Below are 23,820 nucleotides of genomic sequence, written 5' to 3'. Positions count from 1 at the left end.
ACAAGTAGGCCTATTTGGCCAACACGGCTTCCGCGATCTCCCTCGGACCTACCAGGGCGGCGAGAACGAGGTTGGAGAACGGACGGCCGTCTCATTCAGGCCCGTTCACGGCCGGGCAGGCAAGACCCGGAGTCGTCCCCGCGCCGAGGGGCAGCCGCCCATGAACGCAGGTGAACACCCCCGTACACACCCCGCCACCCCAGTTGGAAAGCGTGCACCCCAACGCATGATGTGGGGTGGGCTGCTTGATCAGCGATCGGTGCGAGGCGGACTCTGCCTGGCAAGTCCCCGCCAAAAGTCGTGGGCCCTTGCGGTGTTGGTGGACAAGGATGCAGCCGTGACCTATATAAATGTCCGAGGAAGCGCCGAGGACGGACCGTACCGCTGCCCTTGCTGCGGCTTCATCACCCTCGCCGAGCGCGGAGCGTACGAGATCTGCCAGGTCTGTTTCTGGGAGGACGACGGCCAGGACGAGCACGACGCGGAAGAGGCCCGAGGAGGCCCCAACCACGGTCTGAGCCTCCGAGAGGCCCGCCGCAACTACCAGGGGATCGGCGCGTCCAACAAGCGCCGCACCCAGTTCGTGCGGGCCCCGCTCCCCCACGAACACCCCGACAGCGGCACATCCTACGGAACGGGGACCATCCACGCCCGCCCCTGACAGACCCAGGCGCGCAGTCTGCCTCCGCACCACAACCGCACCAGATCGAGCGGGTAACAGCGGGGAACCACGGTGAAAGCAACAGAGCCCGACGCGGTCGCCACCCGGCCGTTCACCCAGGTCAGCGCCCCAACCAGCCGCAAATGCCCGCAGCTTCCCAAGCTGAGAGCGCGAGTTCGATTCTCGTCACCCGCTCCATGGAGAAGGCCCAGGTCAGAGACCCGGGCCTTTTTGCTGTCCATCGTGATCAGTCGTCGTGTGCCGGATCCGTGCCAGAAGGCTCGTCAGGCGCTCTCTGTGCGGCAGCGGCCCGTGCCTTACGGACCGTGGTGTCCAGCCCGGCGGCGACCTCCTCTTGCCGCTCGTCGTCGGAGTGCTGGTAGATCAGCGCCGCCTTCTCGGAGGACTGTCCGGGCCCGGACCATGGTGTCCTTGAGCGTGGCGCCGGAGCGCGTGGACAGCGTGTGTCTCGTGTGTCGGAGATCGTAGAACCGGATGCCCTCGGGCATGCCGACGATCTCCCGCGCCTTCCGCCACCTCCGCCCGAAGGCGCTGCGCCGGAAGGGAGCACCCTTCTCGCCCACGAAGAGCAGCCCGTCCGGCCCCTGCTCGGCGTAGCTTTCCAGATGCCAGCGGAGCTCCCGGCGGAGGAACGCGGGAAGAATCACGCCTCCTGAGGAAGACGTATCCCCAGGCCCGGCGCGTCATCGGATGCGCCGGGCCTGGGGGGCGGCCTCAGCTGGTGAAGGTGAAGTACTTCCAGGAGCCGTGCGTGGTCGAGTTCACGGTGTCGTTCGAGGAGTTGTTGATGTAGGACGACCGTACGCGCATCGAGTAGCCGGTCTGGTGCGTGCCACGCAGTTCCACCACCGACTTGCCCGTGGAGCCGAGCTTGAAGTACTCGTACCCCGCCGACCGCCAGGCGCCGGCGGAGTAGATCTGGAACTCCAGCTTCTGCGCGCGGCCGGGGTAGGCCGTCATCGTGGTCGTGAGAAGCGGGTTGGTCTTCTTCCGGAAGTAGTACTTGGTGTACCCGTTGACCTTGGCCGTCTTGTAGTAGCGGCTCAGGCTCAGCGACACCTTGACCTTCGCGCCCACCCGGCTCGTGGCCGTCTTCGGGGCGGTCCGCGCGTCGCCGGAGAAGGACGCGCTCACCGTGGTGTCGCGCTTCAGGGGCAAGGTCACCGACAGGTTGCCCTCGCTGTTGACCGTGCCGGTCTTGACCAGGTACTTGCCCTTGCCGTCGCCCGCGGTGTCCGCGTAGAGCGAGAGCGTCCGGTTCTTGTACGTCGTGCCGAGGTGGGCGGTGAACGTCACGTTACTGGCGTAGTCGTAGACGGCGCCGTTCTTGTTCACGGTCAGGGTCGGGGAGTTCCGGGAGACCTCGACCGTGTCGGAGGCGGAGGCGGCCGTGCGATCGGCGTCGCCGGCATAGGAGACGTTGTACGTGACCTTGCTGCCCGCGGGCGGGGCGTCGGTGAAGGAGAAGGTCCCGTCCGCCTTCACCGTCGCGGCAGGCAGCGCCTTGCCGTTCGGGGACTCCAGGTCCGTCCGGGTCACCGCGACGGTGGTCCCCGCGGGCAGCCCGAGCGTGTTCGTGACCTTGCCGGAGACGGTCAGCGACTTGGCTCGGTCGGCGGTCGCCGGGGCGTTCACCGTGACGGTGGTGACCGCCTTGCCGGGGTCGGTGACGACGCGCAGGCTGTACTTGCCGGAGAGACCGTGTGTGACCGCGAAGAGCCGGCTGCTGTCGGGTGCGAAGGCGAGGTCGCCGTGGTCGAGCAGGGTCTCCTGGGAGACTCCACCCTGTTCGTCGGTGAAATCGGCGGTCCGCCTCGGGGTCGTGCCGCCCGGCTCGTAGACGGACACCTGGGGGGTGAAGTTGGCGTAGGTGTCCGTGCCCACCGCGACGAGGCCGTCCGGCGCGACATCCACCGACCGTTGTGCCGAGTAGCCGCTCGGATACCTGGTGGTCTGCGACAGGTCCGAGGTCCGGAAGACCGGCTGGAAGTCGCCTGCCGCGGTGGCCACCACGAGTTCTGTGCCGTCCGGGGTGAGCGCCAGGTCCTCCGCGGTGTTGGCGATGGCGGCGTCCTGCCCGCCGAGGAACGCGGTCCGGTCGGCCGTGCCGGACGACACGTCGTAGATGCCGAGGGCGAAGTAGTACTGGCGCGAGCCGGCCGCCAGGGTGTCGGGAGCGCCGGGTGCCGAGTCCAGCAGGGGAGCGTCCTTCCACGTCCCCTCGGCCTCCTGGGCGAGGGAAACCTGCGGCTGCCCGCCGGACAGGTCGAGAGAGCCGATGTTGCCGTGGCCGACGCTGCCATAGCCGAACCAGAGTTTGCCGCCGGCGAGTGCCAGGTGCTGCGGATCTGTGCCGTCACCCGTCGCGTACCGCCCGGCCTCGGTGAGCGTCGCCGTGTCGATGGCCACGATCTCATCGGCTCCCGGCACGGCGACGTAGACCGTTGCCGAGTCGGCGGAGAGCTCCAGGCCGTCAGCCTGCGGCAGCGAGGTGATCGTCCCGATGACGGTGCCGTTGTAGTCGGTGGCGACGACCTTGCCTCCCGACGGGTCACTGATGAAGACCCGCTGGTGAACGCCGTCCACGATGATGTCGCCGCTGGACGTGATGGGCAGCGCGGCGCTGCTGTCGGCGACAGCGGAGCCCGCCGCCGACCCGATCAGGGCGACAGAACCGAGAGTGACCGCGAGCGCTGTTACGGCCGAAATGCTGCGCACACGCACAGTGATGCAACCCCCACTAGGAAGACAGGATGCCCACAAGACCCCTGGAGCCCCTTCAGGGTTGTACGGCATACCTGCGCAAGTTTCCGCAGGTCCCACTGGATGCCGCCCAGAAGCCGGGCACCTTTTATGGCAGGCGCGCACTCGGGTCGCTGCGATCGAGGTCGAGCGGGTCGTGGATCGCGGCCGGCCGTGGGTGTCCGAAACACTCGTCAGGCATGCGGCCGACGATGTCCAGGGACGGCATTCAACGGCTGCTGAATTACAGCAGCGCCCAGCAGTACGGCAGGAGAGAGTGCCTCGGGCCCCGACCGCTGTACAGCAGGGCCGTACAGCAACCACCACGACCGCAGCCGACCGGCAATGTTTCCAAACACCCACGTGATCTGCCGAACAGACTTCGACGACCGTCCCGCCCATGGTTCGGGACGAAGAGGTCATCACTCATGTCTCGGCGTCGCGGCCGGCCCGGGGTACGCGCTGCTTGGGGTATGGCCCCTGAAGCTGGCGCTGCCCGTCGATGAACACTCGCGTGAGTGCGGCGACCGATGGAATCACCGGAGTTTTCACGTCGGACGAAGGCGCACGCATCGAGGTCCGCAACCTGGGTGGCGAGATCGTCATTGCGGCAAACGCTGCCGGGTTCAAGACTCTGGCCGGCCACCTCCTTACTCTCGCTCAGGACGGCACGCCGGACGGCGCTCACCTCCACCTGGAGGAGAACAACGGGCTCGACAAGGCTCCGTAGGGCTGGCCTTGGAGAGCCGCGACGACGAATGACGCGTGCAAGACGCGTGCCAGATCGTGCGGGGAACTTCGGGGCCGCTATGCCCTCTGCGTGCCCTAAGTGGAGATCGAACACCCGTCGAGATGCTCACAATGGGCAGGGCTGGGCGCCTGAAGCCCAAGGTGCCTCGAATGCTGAGACGTGCCGGGCACCGGCCGCCGCCGGCTCCGCGACCTGACCGTACTCACCATCCTCGGCAAGCACACCGCCTGAAGACTCGCCTGGCTCCACCCACCCCTGGGCGGGCGGTGCGTGTGTGATGTGCAGAGATCAGGGTCGGCGGCGGAGACGTAAGGCGTCCTGGGCCGCTGGACGACACCGGCCGAAGCCGGTGGCGGGATTCGAACCCGCGTTACCCGCTTGGAAGGCGAAGTACCCGCTGCCTGCGCACCTGCACGACGAGGAAGGTAGCCGACCCGGCCGGTGCCCGGCATCCGGTTTTGGGCCATGCGGGCCCGGTGGCCAAGCGGATCGAAGTGTCGGCGCGGGGCGTCGGCCTGGCAGGCGCAGGCACGCCAGGCCGCACATCGGGGCGGGAGTCAGCGGGTCCTGAAGCGGCGGTAGAGGTTGCGGGCCACGTACACCCCGGGCCGCCGAAGCCGACGGTGTCGACGGTGTCGACGCGGCCGTCACCGGTGACGTCGGCGAGGAAGCGGAGGTGCTCCTTGCCCGTCCATGCCGCAGCCGCCCGAACGCAAGATTCTGCAATGCGGGCGCTCGGACATGACGAGCCGCTTGTGACCGCGGCGCTCATGCGCCGCGGTCCTGAAAGGGGACGAGGTAACCGCTGAGAGAACGGGAAAGCTCCCGCAGGCATCGGGCCTGCGGGAGCCGTCCGTTGTACCGCCTGCGGCTGCGAGTCCTGCACCGTCCGGGGCGGCAGTAGAGAGTCATCGCGAGTACCGGCACAGCGGCGAGGAAGGCCCATGGCACGGCCGCCGGAAGCTCCGCGTCGATCAAACGGACGCCCTGCTACAGGGGTTGATCAGTGCACGGAGTTGGCGGCGGCGACGATGGCACGGTCGACCGCTCCCGGGCTGATCGACGGAACATCGTGGCCCGAGCGGGTGTAGGTGATGTGGGCGCCCACTCGGTTGGCCTCGAACTTCTGGGCGGCCGTCGGCACGGCGTGGTCCTCGGTCGAGATGACCGCCCACTTCGGCGTCTTCGCCGGCGGATCCACCGTGGCCTTGTCGGTGAACGCCGAAAGGGCGACCGGCTCCTGAGTCACCGAGGCGACCTGGATGTCCGACTTCGACAGCCCGTTGCCGTACACGGTCCCGAACTTGTCGGCCTTGAGGTACACGTCGGTGTCACCGCCGGGCAGGGGAACGGTGCGGAAGTTCTCCGAAATGAGCTGCGACCCGGGGAACTGCCCGATCAGGGAGCCGGCGGTTTCTCCCGCCTTGGGGATGAGGGCCGCCACGTACACGAGGGCCTTGACCTTCGACGTCTTTGCGGCGACCTGGCTGACGACCTCGCCCGCGTAGGAGTGGCCGACCAGCACGACGGGGCCCTTGACGGTCTTGAGCTGTGCCTCGACATAGGCGCTGTCGAAGGCCAGGCCGCGCAGCGGGGTGTCGATCGCGAGGACCGGGTAGCCGTGGCGTCGCAGGTAGCCGATCTCGCTGTTCCAGCTGGAGGAATCGGCGAACGCTCCGTGGACCAGGACCACCGTCGGCTTCGCGCGGTGCGCCGTCTGCGAGGCGACGGCGTGGTCGTTCGCCTGGGTCGTGACGGCGCTCGCGTTCGTCACGGCCAGCGAGGCCACGACCGCGCCACTCACAAGCCCGGCAGCCGCCAGCGCTTTGATTCGAGCGGTGGACTTCATGTGGTGTTGTTCCTCTCGAGTTGTCGAGCCTAATCGGCAGAGGAAGCGGCGCGGTCCGCAGGGGCATGGAAACCGTATTTGTTGCGGCCGGCGGCGCTTCGCAGAATCGACTATGGCGGCCGCATCGGCGGAAGGCTAATGCCAATCCTGCTTCTTTCCATGTCGATCCGGCATGAGCCAGTGGACCCTCCCGCCGCTCTTCGATATTTCCAGCACCGAATTTCAGACGCTTGAAGCGGGGAGAGCTGCTGGCAATTGGGCGGCATCCGTGCTGTCCGGCGCGCTTGACTGCCGGTATCTGTCTCACCAGCGCAGCGGTGTGGGCACTGCGACGGGTACGAACGGGCACGGTCGCCAGGGGGTGGCCGTCATCACCGTGACCGGACGACGACCATGTGAAGACGGAGAAGTCGTCAGCATGCCGAAATCTGATCCCGCAGTGGGAGAACCCCTGCCTTTCGTCCAGGACTTGGAACTCAAGTGCACGACAGAGTCATCGCTCCGGGCGCGCTGTTCGACACCTGGCTCTTCGAGCCGGCCAAGCCGGCGGTGCCTGCCACGGCCAGCAGGTCTTCTCTTCCGGTTCAGCCCAGGTCGTGGACGCGGATCGAGGCCACGAACGGCCTGCACGAGCACTGAGCCGCCGACAGCCCGGGTCTTCCCACGTCGCGACGACGGTGCGTCGGCTTCGGCGACCGCCCAACGCCGCGCCGGACACAACGGTCACGCCACAGCCCGTACTCGGGCACCGCCATGTGTACATCCAGATAGGACAAGTAGTGCGCATACACAAGCTGAGCTCTGCCCTGGTGGGGGTCGTCGCCGTGCTGGCGCTGACCACCGGGACACCTGCTTCCGAAGCGGCGGCCCTCGCCCGGCCCTCCGGAGCGGCGGCCTCCGCCCAGACGGACTCCGGCTCACCCGCACCCGGTGCCCGGCACAGCGAGCGCGTGATCCCCGGCATGACGGGGGCGGCGCTTCGCAGGGAACTGCCCGCCGAGGTCTCCCGGCGGTTCTACGAGCTCAACGCCTCCGGGCACGTCAGCCCAGGCGGTGTCGCCAAGGACGCGCCGTCCGTGACGGATTCCACCACCAGCGCCTTGTCCTCCTGGACCGGGAAGTACCACACCTACTGGGGTGTCTTTCCCACCGGCGGGACCATGCACGGCGCGCAGGCCACTCACAGCGTGAATCTCTCGACTCCGGTCACCGGCGACGACACCGTCTATGCGCCGACCCTGGACCCGAGCAACGCCACCTGCATCGAGATGACCACGATCTACTCCGGGGGCACGATCTGGGTCGGCGCGTGGGACTGGTGTGCGGCAAGCCCGGGCTGGGCGAAGTACGTGGTCGTCAACTCCGCCTTCCTGGACACCTACACCAAGAAGGTGAACGGCCGGCCGTCGTACTCGGTCCAGGACGTTCAGACCAATGCGACGACCAACGAGTGGACTTCGTACCTCTACAACTACGACACGCACGAGTGGGAGACCTTCCTCAAGAGCGCGAACACCAGCAAGCTGAGCAATTCCGGCGGCGGCTGGGACATGATGGAGGTCTACACGCACTACGACCCCACGACCGGCGAGGGCCAGTACTGCGTGGAGACCAAGGGCGCGGTGTTCCAGACCACGGGACTCAAGTACCAGACCTCCTACGGCGGCGGCTGGACGGCCGCCACGGAGGCCAACTCGAGCGTGGCGACCACTGTGAAGTCGTCCGACCTCGGTTGCTCGGATCTGTCCTACGCGGTGCTGACGCCGAACAGCGGGTTCTCCTTGACCAATGAGAAGAACCCGACGGGCCCCATCAGCAACTCCGCCGGGATGTGTGTGGACAACCGCTTGGGGAACACCACGAACGGCAACCCGGTCCAGCTGTACTGGTGCAACGACACGAACTCGCAGCAGTGGACGCTGAACCTCAACGGCACGATCACGGTTGAGAGCAAGTGCATGGCCGTCAAGGACGGGGGCACGGCCAACGGCACCGTCGTTGAGCTGTACGACTGCGACGGCTCCGGCGGCCAGAACTGGCAGGCGCGCGCCGACGGCACGATCTACAACCCGCAGTCCGGCAAGTGCCTCGACGGCACCGCCAACTACACCACCGCTCTCACCCAGCTCCAGATCTCCACCTGCACCAGCGCTGCCAACCAGCGGTGGAACATCCCCACCTGAGACTTCACCGGGACGGCTTGCCGAAGGCGTGCTCAGGCACCCGGTAAGCCGTCCTGCGGGGGGATCCCCCGAAGTCTCCGATGAGGGCCGGCGCTGACTCGGATGCCGTCACCAATAGGGTCGGCAGTCGGCAGTCGGCAGTCGGCAGTCGGCAGTCGGCAGTCGGCAGTCCCGGCTGTCGGATGGAGACCCGGGTCCCCGGAGGGGCCGTTCAGTCGTCCCTTCTAGTGCCTGCCGCGCTCCGATGGCCCAGGCTTTTCCCCGGACTCCTCGACGAGGCCCAGGAACGTCGTGCGCCCCCATTGGGTCGTGCAGCCGACCGACAGCCCGTCACGCGCGAGCCGCTCGTTGAGCCGCACGATTCTGCCCTGCAGCGCTCGGCGGCTCATCGGTTCCCCGGCTGTGCCGAGCAGTAGGCACAGATCGTGACAGCACCACGGCCGCGAGGCGGAACTGAGGATGTCGAACAGCACTTGCTGGGAGTGCTGCTGGGGGCGGACAGCGCGAAACGGTGGGGAATCCGCGGCCCGCTGCCGCGGTGAGCGCCGCATGTCCAGCCAGCGGCGCTCGGCGGCGATTCTGCTGGCGAGTTCCCTGGGCGGCGAGTCGCGGGGGAGGACATTGGCGGCACCCGCCAGCAGAAGCCGTACGGAATCCGTGTGATCCGGTATGAGCACGACCACGGACGAGATGTTGCTGAGCGCGCGCACGCGTTGCTCGAGACCGTCGCTCCACTGCGAACCGGGTACGTCCAGGACGGTGAGGCGAGGGCCGACCTCATGCAGCAGGGCGCCGTAAGCCCGCTCGGAGCCCCAGGTGTGCGTCTGGGCGGGCAGCACCTGCTGACTGCGCATGGCGCGGAGCAGTGACGCCGTCTGCTCGCGCTGAAGCGTGAGCACGATGCTCACCGGATAGGTGACGTCCTCCTCTTCCACGAGACCGACGGGACCTTGGGCGATGCTGAGGTCAGTCATGTTCGGTGTTCGTCCTCCGGGGTTGCAGCGCCCGGACCTGGGCCTGGAGGCGTTGGCGAAGGCGGGCTCTCTCGGACGTCGGCGGGTCGCCGGGCGACAGAGGCAGGCCTGACCCGCCCGCCGATTCTCGGTCAGGTCCGGCCGATACCGCCGATACCGACTTGGGCCGTTCTGATGCCGGATCGGCATGTCACCAGCTCGCCGACGCCTCATCCGCCACACCTGCCGCGCCGAAGTGTCCGTTCGGCCCCTGCCGAGGTCCCGTTGGTACCCGATGCGCTACGGCAGCCGTGAGCACGTCATCCGGAGCCCTACGGTGGTCCCCGTCGGCCTCCCCCGGTCCCCCTCGGCGGGAGGCCGCCCTGGTGCCCGTCGAGTCGCCTGCGGCGTCGGAGTCATGGAGAGCACGACTCCGCCGGTGTGTACCGCGCTCCGCGGGCGACCGTGGCGGGTCACGGGGGAGACGGCTCCGGGGCGATGACTCCGGGGCGATGACTCCGGAATGCGCCGACAGGCCAAGTGACGTAGGCCCTGCGGGTGCCGCTCGCGTGTCCCACTCCGCCCTTCCCGTACAGAGAGCCGAACAACGATGCTCGAAGAGCTTCATGCCAAGTCCGAGGCAAGGGCCAGGCCGCCCAGCGGATGGGCCGACGACGCGGTTGTCCGGCGGAGGTCGGCTGTCTTCTTATCCATCGTCCTCACCACGTTCCTCGTCGCCTCCAGTGCGCCCACTCCGCTCTACCGCGTCTACCAGGCGAGTTGGCACCTCTCCTCCGGCACGGTCACCGTGGTCTACGGCGTGTACTGCCTGAGCGTCCTGGTCGCGCTCCTGACCGTCGGCGCGCTCTCCGACCATGTCGGCCGACGGCCGGTCATCGGCGCCGCTCTCGCCCTCGAAGCACTGTCCATGCTGCTTTTCCTGCAGGCCGGCGGCGTGACCTCGCTGATCCTCGCCCGGACGCTCCAGGGGCTGGCCACAGGTGCCGCGACGAGTGCACTGGGTGCTGCCCTGCTCGACGTGACCAGGCGGTGGGGCCCCCTGTTCGTCAGCATCGCTCCGCTCATCGGCATGGCGTTGGGGACGATCGGCACGAGCCTGCTCATGGACCTGATCCCGGCTCACCTCGGCAGCGTGTACACGCTGCTGTTCAGCGCGCTGGCCGTGCAGATGCTGGGTTTGGCCTTCCTTCCGGAGCCGAGGCCGCCGAGGCCGGGAGCCTGGCTTTCACTGCGACCACGGATCCGCGCTCCCCGGTCCAGTCGCCGAGCCCTCCTCGTCACCGCACCCGTGTTCGTGGCTGTCTGGGCTCTGGGCGGTTTCTATCTGTCCCTCGGGCCCGATCTGGTCCAGGGCATCACAGGATCGGCCTCGTCGACCGCCGACGGCCTGATCGTGTCCCTGCTGACCGCCAGTGCGGTCCCCGCAGTGCTGCTGACCCGGCATACCGACGCCGGCCGAACGGCTTTGGGCGGCTCCCTGCTTCTGACGACGGGGGTGGCCGTCACGCTGCTGGCCGCGCACCGCGACTCCTCCACAGCCCTGTACGTGGGGACCACGGTGGCCGGTGCGGGATTCGGCCCCGCGTTCCAGGGCGGCGTCCGGCTGGTGACGGCGAACGTCCTCGCGACGGAACGGGCGGGCCTGATGGCCGCCGTCTACACCATCACTTATACGTCGATGTGCGTCCCGGTACTGGTCACGGGTTTACTCGTCGGCCAATACGGCCTCCTGCACTGCACCTTGTTCTTCGGTATTTTCGTCATGGCGCTCTCGCTGACACCGTTCGCGGGTATGGGGAAATTCTCCGCCCATATATCAAGTAGAGGTACGGCATAGTGATAATCAACAATGCGCGCATGCGCGTCCCCATGCTGCTGGCACTTCTGGCGGCCGTCCTTGTCACGGTGACGAGTGCCTCGGTCACCGCCCAGGCCGCCGACACGGAAAGCAAAGCACCCGCCGATTTCGTGGCGCTCCACGATGTGGCACCCGCGATTCTGCAGGAAATCCGCTACGCCACGCCTCATAACTTCATCGGCACGCCGATAGACGGCTATGTCGAACCGCTGTGCATCGTCACCGCCCCGACGGCACAGGCCCTGGCGAAGGCCGAGCGCTACTTCCTGACGCAGGGCTACACGCTGAAGGTGTACGACTGCTACCGGCCGCAGCGCGCGGTGGACCAGTTCGTCGACTGGGCCCAGGACCTGACCGACCTGAAGATGAAGGGCGAGTTCTACCCGCAGGTGGACAAGGCCGACCTCTTCGCCGACGGGTACATCGCGGCGAAGTCGGGGCACAGCCGTGGCAGCACGATCGACCTCACGCTCGTGAAGCTGCCGGTCCACCCGACGCGTCCCTACGTTCCCGGGGAAGAGCTCGAGCCGTGCTACGCCCCGGCGGCGCAGAGGTTCCCGGACAACTCGATCGACATGGGCACCGGGTACGACTGCTTCGACACGCTCGCGCACACGCTCGACCCGCGCATCGTGGGAGTCCAGCACAGCAACAGACTGCTGCTCAAGAACGAGCTCGAGTCCCTCGGATTCGTGAATCTCGCCGAGGAATGGTGGCACTTCACCTTCGCCGCCGAGCCCTACCCGTCCACCTATTTCGACTTCCCCGTCTCCCGGTCCTCGCTGACCAGCTGACCGGACAACCGAGGACCTCGGTCCACGAGCGCGCGGTGCCGGCCCTCCGACCGGAAGGCCGGCGCCGCACAGCGAAGGAAGCAGAAACCATGACCGAACAACCCACCTCCCCTCCGTCCGGATCGGGCCGCAGGCCGCTGGTGGTGCTCCTCTTCGGCGGCCGGAGCTCGGAGCACGGCATTTCCGTCGTGACCGCGGGGGCCGTGCTGCGAGCCATCGACCGGACGAAGTACGACGTCCTGCCGGTCGGCATCACCCAGGACGGGCGCTGGGTCCTGACGGCGGACGATCCCGAGCGCATGGCGATGGCCGACCGGCGGCAGCCCATGGTCGAGCAGCTCACGGACTCGGACCGGGGCAACATCATCGTCTCCGTCGACCCGGCCGACCGGACCGTCGTCCGCAGCGAACGCGGCACGGAGCCCAAGGTCCTCGGCGAAGTGGACGTGGTCTTTCCCGTACTGCACGGACCGTACGGCGAGGACGGCACCGTGCAGGGCCTGCTGGAGCTGTCGGGAATCCCCTACGTCGGAGCGGGCGTTCTCGCCTCGGCGGTCGGCCAGGACAAGGAGTACATGAAGAGGGTGTTCAGCTCGTTCGGCCTGGCGGTCGGGCCGTACCTGGTGATCAGACCGCGTGAGTGGCAGTCCGACGCGGCGGGTGCCCGCGAGAGAATCAGCCGCTTCGCCGACGTGTACGGCTGGCCGCTGTTCGTGAAACCCGCACGCGCCGGCTCTTCGATCGGTATCACCAGGGTCGACGGGCCGCCGGGGCTGGAGGACGCGATCGCGGAGGCGCACCGGCATGACGCGAAGATCATCGTGGAGGCCCTGGTGCAGGGCCGCGAGATCGAGTGCGGCGTGCTCGAGTTCCCCGAGGGACCGCGTGCCAGCGTGCCGGCCGAGATCCCGGCGCCCGACGCACGCGCGTACTACGACTTCGAGGCGAAGTACCTCGAATCCACCCCCGGAGTGGTGCCCGCGGCGCTGACCGACAGCCAGACCGGTGAGGTGCGCCGGCTGGCCCTCAAGGCGTTCGAGGCGGCTTCCTGCGAGGGGCTGGTCCGTGCGGACTTCTTCCTCACCGAGGAGGGACGGTTCGTGATCAACGAGATCAACACCATGCCCGGCTTCACCCCCGTCTCGATGTACCCGCAGATGTGGCAGGCCAGTGGCATCGGGTACGGGGACCTGGTGGATCGCCTGCTTCAGGCGGCGCTGCGACGGACCACCGGGCTCAGGTGATCCGAGCCGGATCGCTCCGCCCGGCCGCAGGACGCGCTTGTGTGCCGGTTCAACACGGAGTGGCGGCCAGACTGTAAAACTCGGGGATTTGCCGAGTGCTGAACACTGTGAAGTCTTTAACCGTTGCCGCACCGAGGCGGAGCGTAATTATTTCACGTCGGTGCGCGGCGGGGAATGCGGGCAGGGCTGCGTGCATGGCAGGGCAACCAGCCCCGATGGGGGCCACTTTATGTCGGTCAATCATGGTCATGGATGCCTGGTGGTGCCAATGCCGATTCGCGCAGAAGTCATGCCGGTTGGGCATCGCCAAAGCCCAAGACGCTTTTCCGGATCGCAGTTCGACAGGAAAAGCGGCGTGGCTAACATGGCGTCATGGATATCGACCTCCGGCGTCTCCGCTATTTCGTGACGGTTGCCGAAGAGCTCAGTTTTGTGCGTGGTGCCGAACGGCTGAAGATGACGCAGCCCGCACTGAGCCGACAGATCCGTGCCCTTGAGGACGATCTCGGAGCGTCGCTGCTTCAGCGCGGCCCGCTGGGTACGGCGCTCACTCGGGCCGGCGGTCAGCTGCTGGAGGACGCACGGCCGCTGCTCGCGGCATCGCTGGCCTTGCAGCGGCGAGTCCGGCTCGCCAGCCGTGAGGGGCACCACTTCACCATCGGCTTCATGCCAGGGGTCATAGTCACCCCGATCGTCAGGCAGTTCCGGACGCTGGCACCGGAGGTGAATGTGCAGGTGCTGCACACGGCGCCCACCGACCAGGTCGACTATCTGCTCGACGGTCGTGTCGATGTCTGCTTCGTCCGGCTGCCGCTGCCGGTCGATACCTTCGAGATCGTTCCTCTGTTCCCCGAGCCGCGGGTTGCGGCTCTCTCCGACGAACATCCGCTGGCACAGGCGCAGACCGTCCACATCACGGAGCTGACGCCGTACCGCTTGCTGCAGGACTCCGCCGACGTACCGGAGTGGCGCGGCACCGCCTTCGACGCGGCGGCGGCGCGCAATCGTCCGGAAGCCGAACGGCCCACCTCGATCGAGGAGAGCCTGGAAGCCGTCGCGTCCGGCATCGGGTTCATCGTCGTCCCGGCCGGCCTCGCCGATTTCTACCGTCGCCCTGACATCCGTTACGTCCAGCTCACGGGGGTTGCCCCGCGCATGGTGGCGCTGGCGTACGCCAAGAACCGGAAGATGCCGTCCATCGACCAGTTCGCCAAGATCGTGATTGCGGCGCTCGGTTCGGCATAGAGGCGTGCGCATGGGCGAGCAGAACCGCGCTGTCCTGTCGCCATGTCCGATCGGCATGACGGTTCGGGTAATCGGCATTGGCGTGACGAGCCGTGGCCCGCAAAGCTCATTGGCAGAACGAACCTGAGCTGACAGAAAAGGTTTTGACGATGTGTCATCGCGGCTTACTCGTGCAGGTTGCCGGGACAGCTGTCCATGCAATCCCGGGGATGAGCACCCACTCGGGGCGCACGCTGTCGGGTCGCGCTTCCAGGCACCGGTAGGCGGGACAGAGATGACTGCCTATGACTATGTGGTCGTCGGTGGCGGAACGGCCGGCTGTGTTCTCGCGGCGCGCCTGTCCGAAGACGCGGCGGCGGAGGTGCTTCTCGTGGAGACCGGCTCGGCGCTCGGGCCGCCGGCCATGCACCTTCCGGTCGGGTTCCCGCTCATCCCGGCCAAGGAGATCCTCTGGTCACGCTGGACGACACCGCAGCGCGGGACGCTGTCGCGCAGTCACCACTGGCCCGGCGGAAGGGTCCTCGGCGGATCGAGTTCGATCAACGCGATGATGCACGTCCGCGGGCACCGCGCCGTTTACGACGGATGGGCGGACAACGGTGCGAAGGGCTGGAGCTACCCCGAGCTGCTGCCGTACTTTCGCCGGACGGAGACGGCGATGGGCCGCAACCCAGCCCTGCGCGGCGTCATAGGGCCGGTGTGGGCGGCGCCGACGACCCAGCTCGACGACGGGTCGTTCACCTTCCTCGACGCGCTCACCGAGGCCGGTCACGATCTCACCGACGACATCAACGGTGAACGGCAGCACGGCGCCTTCTGGTGCGACCTGGCGGGGGCGGGGGGCCGTAGGCAAAGCGCCGCGGACGCCTATCTGGTCCCGGTGCTCGACCGGCCCAATCTGCACCTGGCCACGGAGGCGGACGTCAGCCGCCTGGTGATCGAGCACGGACGCTGCACCGGCGTGGAATACACGTCCTTCGGCACCGTGGAACGTGCCGAGGCGCGCGGCGAGGTGATAGTGGCGGCCGGGACGGTGGGCTCCGCCCACCTGCTGCTGCTCTCCGGTATCGGTCCCGCGGCACATCTGCGCGATGTCGGGATTCCGGTGCTGGCCGGTCTCCCCGGAGTCGGCGCCAATCTGCACGATCACCTGCAGTGCCCTGTGGTCTTCGAGGCGGGGCGGCAACTGACCACCAGCCATGGTTTCAGTACGGTCGGTGCCCTGGTGCACAGCGGCGCGACAGCCGTTCCGGACGTCCAGCTGATGCTGCTCGACGCTCCGGCGGACATCGCGGACGCCGGGACGCCCGAGTCCGGACACACCATCGCCTTCGCTCACACGGCGCCCGCAAGCCGGGGAACGGTCCGGCTCAGGAGCTCCAACCCGGGCCGGCTGCCGTTGATCGACCCGAACTACCTCGCCGACAGCGCCGACGTGTCCGCCATGCTCGCGGCCCTCGGCGTCGCGCGGGAGATCGGCCGTATGCCCGCCTGGCGTCAGTGGGGTGCTCGGGAGACCGCTCCGGGAAAGGGAGACGACCTCGTCACCTACATCCGCAGGAACGCGGCGACCTTCTACAACCCCGTCGGCACCTGCCGGATCGGGATGGACGACCTCGCTGTCGTCGACCCGGACCTGAGAGTGCACGGCGTCGACGGCCTGCGTGTCGCGGACGCCTCGGTGATGCCGTCCATCCCCAACACCGGAGTGAACGCGACTGTCCTGGCCGTCGCCGAACGGGCTGCCGACACCGTCCGATGCGATGCGAAACGGCCCTGAGAGCACCCGCTGGATGCCCGGAGAAAGGCCGCGCGGCGGCCCCTGAACACGAAGGAACGGCAACTGTGAAGTTCTTGTGGCGCATGGTGGACGAAACGCTCGTCGGTGCGGTGATCTACGCACTCACGTGCAGGCTGCCCCGTAGCCTGCCTCGTACGGACGTCACGCGTGCGAACACACAACCACCCCGAACACCCGCACGGCGGGGCTGAAAGAGCAGCAGCGGCACGGACCCGTGTGATCCATCCCGAATTCGCGAACCTCGTCAGCCGCATCACATGCACGCAAGTGGGCTGATGCCGAACCGGCATGCAGACCCAGCGGATAGGCATTGGCGACGAATGACCGCCCCGGGTCAGGATGTTCGACGTGACCCACTTCGACCTCGGGGTGTCCGGCGCAGCGGCGGTAACACACTGCTCGGCGACGGCCTTGAGCGCCTGAGCGCGGCGATCGTCAGGCAACCGGCCAGGCGCAGGCCCTGAACGAACACCGCGCTACGAGCCGCGCTCGACCGATCGAGGTGGCCGGTACCGCAGCAGCTTCCCGGGGTTCGCAGAACCGAACCTCTCGATTGCTGTGCACACAACAACAGCCAAGTCGGCAAGGCATCGCCGTGCCCTGCCCTGCTCAGCCCTCACGAAAGGCCGATCAATGTCCCACCACCAGGATTCAGCTGCCGCGAAACAGGACCCCCGCCTGGACATCAGCGATGTCTACCTGTTCAAGGGACGGACCGGCACCGTCTTCGTCATGAACACCAACCCGGTGTCGGCCGACAAGGGCTTCCACCCCGAGGCACTGTACGAGTTCCACATCGACACCGACGACGACGCGGTGCAGGATCTGACGTTCCGGTTCAGATTCCTCGCCACCGAACCGGACGGCCGGCAGGGTTGGGTGCTCGACCGGCTCGCCGGTGCCGAGGCCGCCGACCGCAACGCCTCGGGAGCCCTCGTGGCAACCGGCAGGACGCAGGAGATCGTCACCACGTCGGACGGCGTCAACGTCTTCGTCGGCCGGGCCGGAGACCCGTTCTACCTCGACGGCACCGTCGTCACGGCGGTCGTGACCGCGCTCCGGACCGGCGCGGCGGTGGACCTCTCCGCGTTCGACCCGCAGCGGGCCTCGAACCTGTTCGCCGGCACCAACGTCACCGCCATCGTCCTCGAAGTTCCTGACGAGCTCATCGGATCGGGGACGATCGGCCTCTGGGCCACCACCGCGCTGGACGACCACCACGGCGGCTGGCTGCAGATCAACCGGTGCGCGACACCGCTCGTCAGCACGTTGTTCGACGTCACCGAGGCCGGCTTCGACGACTACAACGCCACTGACCCACAGGACGACCTCGACAACTACGGAGACCTCGTACGCCGGCAGGTCGCGGGCCTCGTGTCGGCCAACGACACGCACTCCGACCCGCAGGGCTACGGCGCCGCGACACGGGACACCATCTTCCCGGACGTCCTGCGCTACCAGGTGGGCACCGAAGCCGACTTCGGTGCGAAGGCCCGCAACGGCAGGGGGCTCGCCGAGTCCGCTCCCGAGGCGATGTTCGAGATCGTGCTGAACGCTCCCGTCCCCATGGGCCTGGACGCCGGTCACGCCACCGGGACGCTGCGCGCCGTGTTCCCGTATCTGAGCGCACCGGCCTGACGCCGCCAGGACCATCGGCCAGACGTCGAACCAGAACCTGGCAACACCCGGCCCGGCGGCCTTCCCGAGGCCGATCGCCGGGCCGGCAGTCCCACCCCTACGTCCTCAGGTCCGTGCAGCGAAGCCCGCTCCGTACCCGTCCCTTCCGGAACCAGGAGATTCCCTCATGTCCCGCCGAATCCTGATCGCCTGCGCGAGCTTCGGTTACCTGTTCATCGCACTGTTCTTCGCCGCCCTGCTGATCGCCCACTGGATACCGCCGATGGCGCCGAGCTGGTCGGCGGAGCGGGTGGCGGCCTTCTACACGGACCACGCCAACTCGATCCGCGCCGGCCTCGTGGTCATGCTCGTCGGCGCCGTGGCGACCGCACCTTTCGTCGCGGCGCTGTCGAGCCTGATCCGGCGTATCGACTCGCGGCTGGCGCCGCTGGCCGCCACACAACTCGTCTGTGGTGCCGCGAACGTGGCCGCGATCTTCGTACCGGTCCTGATCTTCACCGCGACGGCCTACCGGCCGGACCGTTCGCCCGACATCACGATGGCGCTCAACGACACGGCCTGGATCACCCTGGTCATGAACGCCTTCCCGGCCATCGGGCAGGCCACCGTGGTCGGAGTGGCGATCCTGGCCGACAAGCGCCCCACGCCGCTCCTGCCCCGCTGGGCCGCGTACCTGAACTTCTGGATGGCCTTCCTCTTCCTGCCGAGCATCCTGCTGACCTTCTTCAAGACCGGCCCCTTCGCCTGGAACGGCATCCTCTCGTTCTGGGTCGCGGCCGGCGCCTTCGGCGCCTGGTTCCTCGTCATGACGTACCTGATGGTGCGGGCCGCGAACCGGGTGGACGACGACCGGGCTCCGGCCGTCCTGGAACCCGCGGTATGACCGCCACGGCAGCCCGGACCGAGCACTCGGCACCCCAGCGCCACCGCCACATCCCCGGCGAGCCCGGTCTCTGGGTCTTCCTCCTCGGTGACATGCTCATGTTCTCGGTGTTCTTCGGCTTCATCGCGGTACTGCACGGCCGGTATCCGAGGATGTTCCGGGCTTCTCAGCGGGCCCTTCATCCAGACCTGGGACTGCTGAACACACTGCTCCTGCTGACCGCGTCAGCGCTGGTGGCCCGCGGGCTGCGGCAGCTGCGATCCGGCAGACCCGCACGGACACTGCCATGGGCGCTCCTGTGCGCGCTCGGGTTCGCCGCCGTCAAGGGCTCCGAATACGCGCTCGTGATCCACGACGGACATACACCGAGCAGCAACGACTTCTTCATGTACTACTTCGTGTTCACCGGCATCCACCTGGCCCACCTGGCGATCGGGACAGGCGCGCTGACGGTCCTCATCGTTCTGTCCCGTCGGCCCGCCCTGAGCCGGGGCCAACTGCTGGTCGCCGAGGGGGCGGCCGCGTACTGGCACATGGTGGACCTGCTCTGGCTCGTCCTCTTCCCGCTCTTCTACCTGGTGGCGTGACACATGTGGGTCTTTCCGGCACTCGTCCTGGCCACGCTGTCGAGCTGGCTGCTGGGCATCGAAGGCAGCACGTCGACCCTGATCGGCTGCGCGGTCGTGGCGATCGCGCTGGTCAAGGTACGCCTGGTCGGCCTGCACTTCATGGAGCTGCGCAACGCCCCGGCAGCCCTCCGCGGCGCCTTCGAGGTCTACGTCGCGGCCACCGGCGCCACTCTGCTCACTCTCTACCTGTTTCTCTGAATTCCCGATACCGGTCCGTCAATGCTGATTCGGTATGGGGGGCGACAATATCGGCATTAGCGATATGCGGCGACTTCCTCAATAATTTTCCCAGCGGCTCCCTAATGGCGGGGAGTTCATGAGCGGCGGAGGTGAGAGATGAAGAAGCAGCACTCCTGGTGAATTCGTCGACCGCTCCGGTGATCTGTTCGGGGCCGGAGCGGTCGCACATTCCGCGCAATATCCGTCATCGCGAGAAACAGGATCCATCACCTTGCGGGCCCCTCGTCCTTCGGTGCCGGCGCCGCTGCGCCATTCCGCGTTCAGAAAGCTCTGGTCCGCCACCACTCTGGCCGCCCTGGGCGATGCCATCTCCTCGGTGGCCCTGCCGCTGGCCGCGATCGAGGTCCTGGGCGCCGACGCCGTCCAAAGTGCCGTCCTGTCGGCCGTGATCTGGCTCCCGAGCCTGTTCCTGGCCATACCGGCCGGATCCTTCGCCGACCGTACGGGATACCACCGCAGGCTCCTGGCCGGCGCCAGTCTCCTGCGGGTCGCCGCCCTGAGCAGCGTGCCGATCGCAACAGCCTTCGGCCTGCTCTCGCTCATCCAGCTGGCCGTCGTCCTGGCCGTCATCGGCCTGTGCACGGTGCTGTCGAATGTCAGCGAGAGCGGCCTGTTCGCCACCACCTTGCCGTCCGAGCTCTACGTGGCCGGGCAGGCGGCCTCCTACACGGGCCAGACCGCCGCGATCCTGGCCGGACCTTCCATCGGCGGACTCCTCGTCCAACTCGCCGGTGTACCGGCAGCGGTCGGCGTGGACGCGGCCACCGCCGTCACGGCCGCCCTGTTCCTCCTCCGACTGCGCCCGGTCGGGCGCCGCCACGAACCCGGCTCCCCGCAGAGCCGCGACCGTCGCCCGGGCTTGGCCTTCATCCGACGAAGTCCGCTGATCAGAACGGCCCTCTCGGTCACCGCCACCGGCAACTTCTTCAACATGCTCTTCTTGTCGGTGCTCGTCTGGTACTACGTCCACAGGCTGTCCCTGACCAGCGCCCAGATCGGGTTCGTGTTCAGCGTGCAGGCCATCGGCGGACTCGTCGGCGCGGCCCTGGCTTCCCGGCTCGCCCGCCGTATCGGTCTGGGCCGGATGCTCCTGGTCGGTTGCGTGCTGTCGCACGCTCCGCTCCTCGTGATCCCCGCCGTCGGCGACACCGGAAGCGTCGTCTTCGCCCTGGTCCTGGCCTCGACACTGCTGGGCGGCGTCGGCGAATCTGTTCAGGACATCTCGGTCGGCTCGGTGTTCGCGCTGGTGGTGCCACCTCACCTCCGGTCACAGACCCGGGGTGCGTACCAGACCGTGAGCTTCGGCCTCCGGCCGCTGGGCTCGGTCGCCGGCGCCCTCATCGCCGCGACAGCGGGAATCCCCGTGGCGCTGTGGGTCGGCGCCATCGGCGGAACCCTTGCCTGCCTCTGGCTTCTTCCCTCACGCCTGCTGTCGTTCCGCGGTCAGGACGACCCGTCCGAGCAGCCGGAAAGTGCCACCGCGCTCTCGCAATGATGCAGGGGACCCCTTTGTCCGCTGTCAACCGTTGATGCCGGGGAAGTCCGCCCTTCGCGGAGGTGTGCCGCGGAACGAGCTATGCGCCCTCGTTGTCACCGCGCAGGGAGTGGATCATGCTCTGCAGGATCCGGAACGCGTCCGACTGCTCGGGCTCGGTCAGGCCGGCCAGCATTCTGGCCTCGACGGACCGGACGGCTGCGCTCGCCTTCTCGAGGCTTCGTCGGCCGCGAGGCGTGAGCCGCGTGGGAAGCGCCTTCCCGACGGGTGCCTGCTCGGGCCTGGTCACGTAGCCGTCTCGTTCCAGGGCCTGGAGCAGCACGTTCATCGTCTGCCGGGTCACGAACGCGCCCCGCGCGAGCTCGGAGTTCGACAAGCCCGGCCGTTGGGCCAGCAGCTCGAGGCAGGAGTAGTGCGTCACGCTCATCCCGAGCGGCCGCAGCACTTCCTCCATGGCCGCGCGGAGGGCGCTCGACGCTTCTTTGAGCAGGTAGCCCAGTGACGTCTCCAGGTCGACGCCGACACCTTCTTGACTCATGTCAGCATTCTGACATAGCTTGCTGCGTGTCAGAAAACTGACATGCAAAGAAGGAGCGCCACCATGCCCGCCACCGGCCCCGACTTCATCTCGCTCCAAGTGCGCGACCTCGACGCTTCGCAGGCGTTCTACGAGCAGTACCTGGGCCTCGTCCGCTCGCCGGCCGGACCTCCGCACGCCGTCGTCTTCGAGACGAAGCCGATCGCGTTCGCACTCCGCGACGTCATTCCCGGTACCGACCTCGCATCCGTCGCCCAGCCCGGAATCGGTGCCGCGATCTGGCTCCACGCCACCGACGTCCAGGCCATCCACGACGCGCTCGTCGCCGACGGTCACACCATCGTCTCCGCACCGATCGACGGCCCCTTCGGCCGGACCTTCACCTTCGCCGACCCCGACGGTTACCAGGTCACGCTCCACGACCGCGCCTGATCGACCAGACGCCGCTGGAGCCTCCGCGAAAACCCGTTGGCGGAACCACGGCGGCCACTGCTACGTTTCCGGAGGCCGTGCGAGAGAACGAGGAGGTGGTACCCGTGAACGCAGTATCGACATGGGTGCTCCCCTCCGGGGTCGCGGTCGGGCGATAGGTCGTCCGGGAGCGCCGTTCCATGGCACTCCTGAAAGGCACGGCCATGCACTTCACTTCTGAACAGCGCCTCGACGACGGCGTCCTCGAGCGCGAGTTCACCCTCGGCGAGATCCCCGGCATCCTGTGGACACCCACACCCACACCCACACCCACATCCGCGCCGGCGCCGCTGATCCTGCTCGGCCACCCTCCCCTGGGGCTGCGCAAGATGTACCCCCGACTGGTGGCCCGGGCCCGGCACTCCGCGGCGGAGGGCTTCGCCACGGCCACCATCGAGCTCCCCGGAAGCGGCGACCGGCCCCGTTGGCCCGCCGTCGAGCAGGCCCGCGCCGATCTGCGCCGGGCGATGGAGGCCGGCGAGCCGGTCAGCGACGCAATCATCGACGCACTCATCCTCCCGCTGGTCGACAAGGCGGTCCCGGAATGGCAGGCCGCCCTGGATGCCCTCCTTTCGCTGCCCGAGGTCGGCGGCCCGGTCGGGTACTCGGGAGGCGTGATCTCCATCGGGATCCGGCTGGCGGTGGTCGAGCCGCGCATCTCGGCCGCCGGTCTGTTCGCCGGGAGTTTCGTGCCTCGCGCCATGTTCGAGGAGGCCCGGCAGGTCACCATCCCGCTGCACGTCCTGCTGCAGTGGGACGACGAAGGGAACGACCGGCAGGCCGCCCTGGACCTGTTCGACGCCTTCGGATCCAAGGAGAAGACCCTGCACGCCAACATGGGCGGGCACACCGGCGTCCCGCAGTTCGCAGGGGACGACGCGGCCCGGTTCTTCACCCGGCACCTGAAGTGACACCGGACCGTCGGGTTACTAGCAGACGGTAAACGGTGTCGGCCGTGATGCCGCCCGTCCAGGGACGGGTCCCGGCCCTCCTCGGCTCTCTGCACCACGGGCCCCTGCCGGCCTCCCGGCAGGGGCCCCGCGCTGCCCGAAGCCATGAGCTGGTCGAAATCTGCGGAGCTTCGAGTGCTCCCCCAAGTCCGAAGGGCGCGCCCACGCCGGTCAGGCCTCTGCTGATCTCATATGAGTTTGTTGCGGATGGCGTAGGAGACGGCGTGGACGCGGTTGCGCAGTCCGAGACGGTTGATGACTCCGTAGAGGATCTTTTTGATGTTGCGTTCGGAGTAGCACATCGTGTCGGCGACCTCGGCGAGTTCCAGGCCCTGCGCGACCAGCCGGAGCACGTCGATCTCCCGTGTACTCAGGCCGGACGGCGTCAGGCCCTTGGGCACCAGCACGTTGCGCTGGAGGCGGTCTGCCTGGTCGAGCAGTTCGCCCTGTACCGCGGACGGCAGCAGCGCTTCGCCGGCGGCGACCGCCAGCACGGCGCGGATCAGGGACTGCGGCTGTGCCTCGGCCCGCCAGAGCACGGCCCGTATCCCGCTTTGTGCCGCCACCGTCAAGTCGGCGTACCAGCCGTCGCTGACGACGAGCACGATCCGTGCCGGAGGCGGCATGGGCAGCCTCCGCAGGGCTTCCAACGTGGAGTTGTCGGCGGTCTGGATCGCAGCCACCACGACGTCCGCCTCCATCACCGTGGTGAGCGCCACTCCCGGTCCGCGGCTCAGGCCGGCCGCCAGCCCGGCGTGCGTCACCGGGTCCGCGGCGTCCACGGCCACGGAGACCGAGACCAAGGCCGTGGGCAGCCGTCTGATGACGTCGGAGTGTGGCCGCAGCACCGGTC

The 23,820-nt window shown here is 67.9% G+C and carries 21 protein-coding genes, 1 tRNA gene and 2 pseudogenes; 16 read left to right on the top strand and 8 right to left on the bottom strand.

Features of this window, described 5'->3' with window-relative positions; genetic code table 11:
• The first annotated feature begins 337 nt into the window (after positions 1-337).
• Positions 338-661 carry a CPCC family cysteine-rich protein gene (locus ACFWPS_RS07335; protein ID WP_383702012.1) on the top strand — a complete coding sequence of 108 codons (324 nt, stop codon included), beginning with the start codon at positions 338-340 and terminating at the stop codon, positions 659-661.
• 247 nt (positions 662-908) lie between these two features.
• Here ACFWPS_RS07335 and ACFWPS_RS07330 read toward each other — a convergent pair.
• Positions 909-1,356 (bottom strand): annotated as a pseudogene (locus ACFWPS_RS07330) (tyrosine-type recombinase/integrase); the annotation flags it as partial.
• A gap of 40 nt (positions 1,357-1,396) precedes the next feature.
• Entirely contained in the window at positions 1,397-3,400 is a 2,004-nt protein-coding gene (locus ACFWPS_RS07325; protein ID WP_383702010.1) for a YncE family protein, read from the bottom strand.
• 538 nt (positions 3,401-3,938) lie between these two features.
• Here ACFWPS_RS07325 and ACFWPS_RS07320 point away from each other — a divergent pair.
• Positions 3,939-4,154: a hypothetical protein gene (locus ACFWPS_RS07320; RefSeq protein ID WP_383702008.1), complete on the top strand. Its 216-nt coding sequence runs from the start codon at positions 3,939-3,941 to the stop codon at positions 4,152-4,154.
• A 365-nt stretch (positions 4,155-4,519) separates the two neighbouring features.
• On the opposite strand, the gene ACFWPS_RS07315 is transcribed toward ACFWPS_RS07320, so the two are convergent.
• The 3 genes and pseudogenes from ACFWPS_RS07315 to ACFWPS_RS07305 form a co-directional block, all read right to left on the bottom strand.
• Positions 4,520-4,588 (bottom strand) — tRNA-Ser (locus ACFWPS_RS07315).
• A 144-nt stretch (positions 4,589-4,732) separates the two neighbouring features.
• A pseudogene (locus tag ACFWPS_RS07310) lies at positions 4,733-4,854 on the bottom strand (VCBS repeat-containing protein); the annotation flags it as partial.
• A 324-nt stretch (positions 4,855-5,178) separates the two neighbouring features.
• Positions 5,179-6,024: an alpha/beta fold hydrolase gene (locus tag ACFWPS_RS07305; RefSeq protein WP_383702006.1), complete on the bottom strand. Its 846-nt coding sequence runs from the start codon at positions 6,022-6,024 to the stop codon at positions 5,179-5,181.
• 480 nt (positions 6,025-6,504) lie between these two features.
• Here ACFWPS_RS07305 and ACFWPS_RS07300 point away from each other — a divergent pair, with 480 nt between their 5' ends.
• Together ACFWPS_RS07300 and ACFWPS_RS07295 are read left to right on the top strand one after the other, a co-directional pair.
• Entirely contained in the window at positions 6,505-6,663 is a 159-nt protein-coding gene (locus ACFWPS_RS07300) for a hypothetical protein (RefSeq protein WP_383702244.1), read from the top strand.
• A gap of 140 nt (positions 6,664-6,803) precedes the next feature.
• Positions 6,804-8,207 (top strand): ricin-type beta-trefoil lectin domain protein, encoded by a 1,404-nt coding sequence (locus ACFWPS_RS07295; protein ID WP_383702005.1) that lies wholly within the window; start codon positions 6,804-6,806, stop codon positions 8,205-8,207.
• A gap of 224 nt (positions 8,208-8,431) precedes the next feature.
• Here the strand turns inward: ACFWPS_RS07295 and ACFWPS_RS07290 are convergent, their stop codons facing one another.
• The gene (locus ACFWPS_RS07290) at positions 8,432-9,181 is read right to left on the bottom strand and encodes a hypothetical protein (RefSeq protein ID WP_383702003.1); all 750 of its coding nucleotides are present in this window, start codon (positions 9,179-9,181) and stop codon (positions 8,432-8,434) included.
• Positions 9,182-9,770: 589 nt separating this feature from the next.
• Between ACFWPS_RS07290 and ACFWPS_RS07285 the strand changes: the two genes are divergently transcribed.
• The 10 genes from ACFWPS_RS07285 to ACFWPS_RS07240 all read left to right on the top strand — a co-directional run bounded on the left by ACFWPS_RS07285 (position 9,771) and on the right by ACFWPS_RS07240 (position 21,008).
• A complete protein-coding gene (locus ACFWPS_RS07285; protein ID WP_383702001.1) occupies positions 9,771-11,018 on the top strand; it encodes an MFS transporter in 1,248 nt (415 codons plus the stop codon).
• Positions 11,019-11,038: 20 nt separating this feature from the next.
• Positions 11,039-11,833: a M15 family metallopeptidase gene (locus ACFWPS_RS07280; RefSeq protein ID WP_383701999.1), complete on the top strand. Its 795-nt coding sequence runs from the start codon at positions 11,039-11,041 to the stop codon at positions 11,831-11,833.
• 89 nt (positions 11,834-11,922) lie between these two features.
• Positions 11,923-13,077 (top strand): D-alanine--D-alanine ligase family protein, encoded by a 1,155-nt coding sequence (locus ACFWPS_RS07275; RefSeq protein ID WP_383701997.1) that lies wholly within the window; start codon positions 11,923-11,925, stop codon positions 13,075-13,077.
• Between the two features lie 372 nt (positions 13,078-13,449).
• The gene (locus ACFWPS_RS07270; protein WP_383701995.1) at positions 13,450-14,322 is read left to right on the top strand and encodes a LysR family transcriptional regulator; all 873 of its coding nucleotides are present in this window, start codon (positions 13,450-13,452) and stop codon (positions 14,320-14,322) included.
• 274 nt (positions 14,323-14,596) lie between these two features.
• The gene (locus ACFWPS_RS07265; protein WP_383701993.1) at positions 14,597-16,102 is read left to right on the top strand and encodes a GMC family oxidoreductase; all 1,506 of its coding nucleotides are present in this window, start codon (positions 14,597-14,599) and stop codon (positions 16,100-16,102) included.
• A gap of 654 nt (positions 16,103-16,756) precedes the next feature.
• Entirely contained in the window at positions 16,757-17,761 is a 1,005-nt protein-coding gene (locus tag ACFWPS_RS07260; RefSeq protein WP_383701991.1) for a DUF4331 family protein, read from the top strand.
• A 166-nt stretch (positions 17,762-17,927) separates the two neighbouring features.
• The gene (locus tag ACFWPS_RS07255; protein WP_383701989.1) at positions 17,928-18,644 is read left to right on the top strand and encodes a hypothetical protein; all 717 of its coding nucleotides are present in this window, start codon (positions 17,928-17,930) and stop codon (positions 18,642-18,644) included.
• Positions 18,641-19,231: a cytochrome c oxidase subunit 3 gene (locus tag ACFWPS_RS07250; RefSeq protein WP_383701987.1), complete on the top strand. Its 591-nt coding sequence runs from the start codon at positions 18,641-18,643 to the stop codon at positions 19,229-19,231. The genes ACFWPS_RS07255 and ACFWPS_RS07250 overlap by 4 nt, the downstream gene beginning before the upstream one ends.
• 3 nt (positions 19,232-19,234) lie before the next feature.
• Positions 19,235-19,471 (top strand): cytochrome C oxidase subunit IV family protein, encoded by a 237-nt coding sequence (locus ACFWPS_RS07245; RefSeq protein WP_383701985.1) that lies wholly within the window; start codon positions 19,235-19,237, stop codon positions 19,469-19,471.
• 274 nt (positions 19,472-19,745) lie between these two features.
• A complete protein-coding gene (locus tag ACFWPS_RS07240; RefSeq protein WP_383701983.1) occupies positions 19,746-21,008 on the top strand; it encodes an MFS transporter in 1,263 nt (420 codons plus the stop codon).
• Between the two features lie 79 nt (positions 21,009-21,087).
• Here ACFWPS_RS07240 and ACFWPS_RS07235 read toward each other — a convergent pair whose 3' ends face one another.
• Positions 21,088-21,546: a MarR family winged helix-turn-helix transcriptional regulator gene (locus ACFWPS_RS07235; protein ID WP_383701981.1), complete on the bottom strand. Its 459-nt coding sequence runs from the start codon at positions 21,544-21,546 to the stop codon at positions 21,088-21,090.
• 63 nt (positions 21,547-21,609) lie between these two features.
• Here ACFWPS_RS07235 and ACFWPS_RS07230 point away from each other — a divergent pair, with 63 nt between their 5' ends.
• Together ACFWPS_RS07230 and ACFWPS_RS07225 are read left to right on the top strand one after the other, a co-directional pair.
• On the top strand, positions 21,610-21,978 hold the full coding sequence (locus ACFWPS_RS07230; protein WP_168512773.1) for a VOC family protein: 369 nt from the start codon (positions 21,610-21,612) through the stop codon (positions 21,976-21,978).
• A 203-nt stretch (positions 21,979-22,181) separates the two neighbouring features.
• Complete coding sequence (locus tag ACFWPS_RS07225; protein WP_383702226.1) at positions 22,182-22,928, top strand: alpha/beta hydrolase; 747 nt, start codon at positions 22,182-22,184, stop codon at positions 22,926-22,928.
• A 227-nt stretch (positions 22,929-23,155) separates the two neighbouring features.
• Here the strand turns inward: ACFWPS_RS07225 and ACFWPS_RS07220 are convergent, their stop codons facing one another.
• Positions 23,156-23,815 (bottom strand): response regulator transcription factor, encoded by a 660-nt coding sequence (locus tag ACFWPS_RS07220; protein WP_383701979.1) that lies wholly within the window; start codon positions 23,813-23,815, stop codon positions 23,156-23,158.
• Between the last annotated feature and the right edge of the window lie 5 nt (positions 23,816-23,820).

Source organism: Streptomyces sp. NPDC058457 (genome assembly GCF_042720695.1).
In the GTDB taxonomy this organism is placed as follows: domain Bacteria; phylum Actinomycetota; class Actinomycetes; order Streptomycetales; family Streptomycetaceae; genus Streptomyces.
The sequence above is the reverse complement of the archived record's forward strand: the minus strand, read 5'-3'. Positions and strand labels throughout refer to the sequence as shown.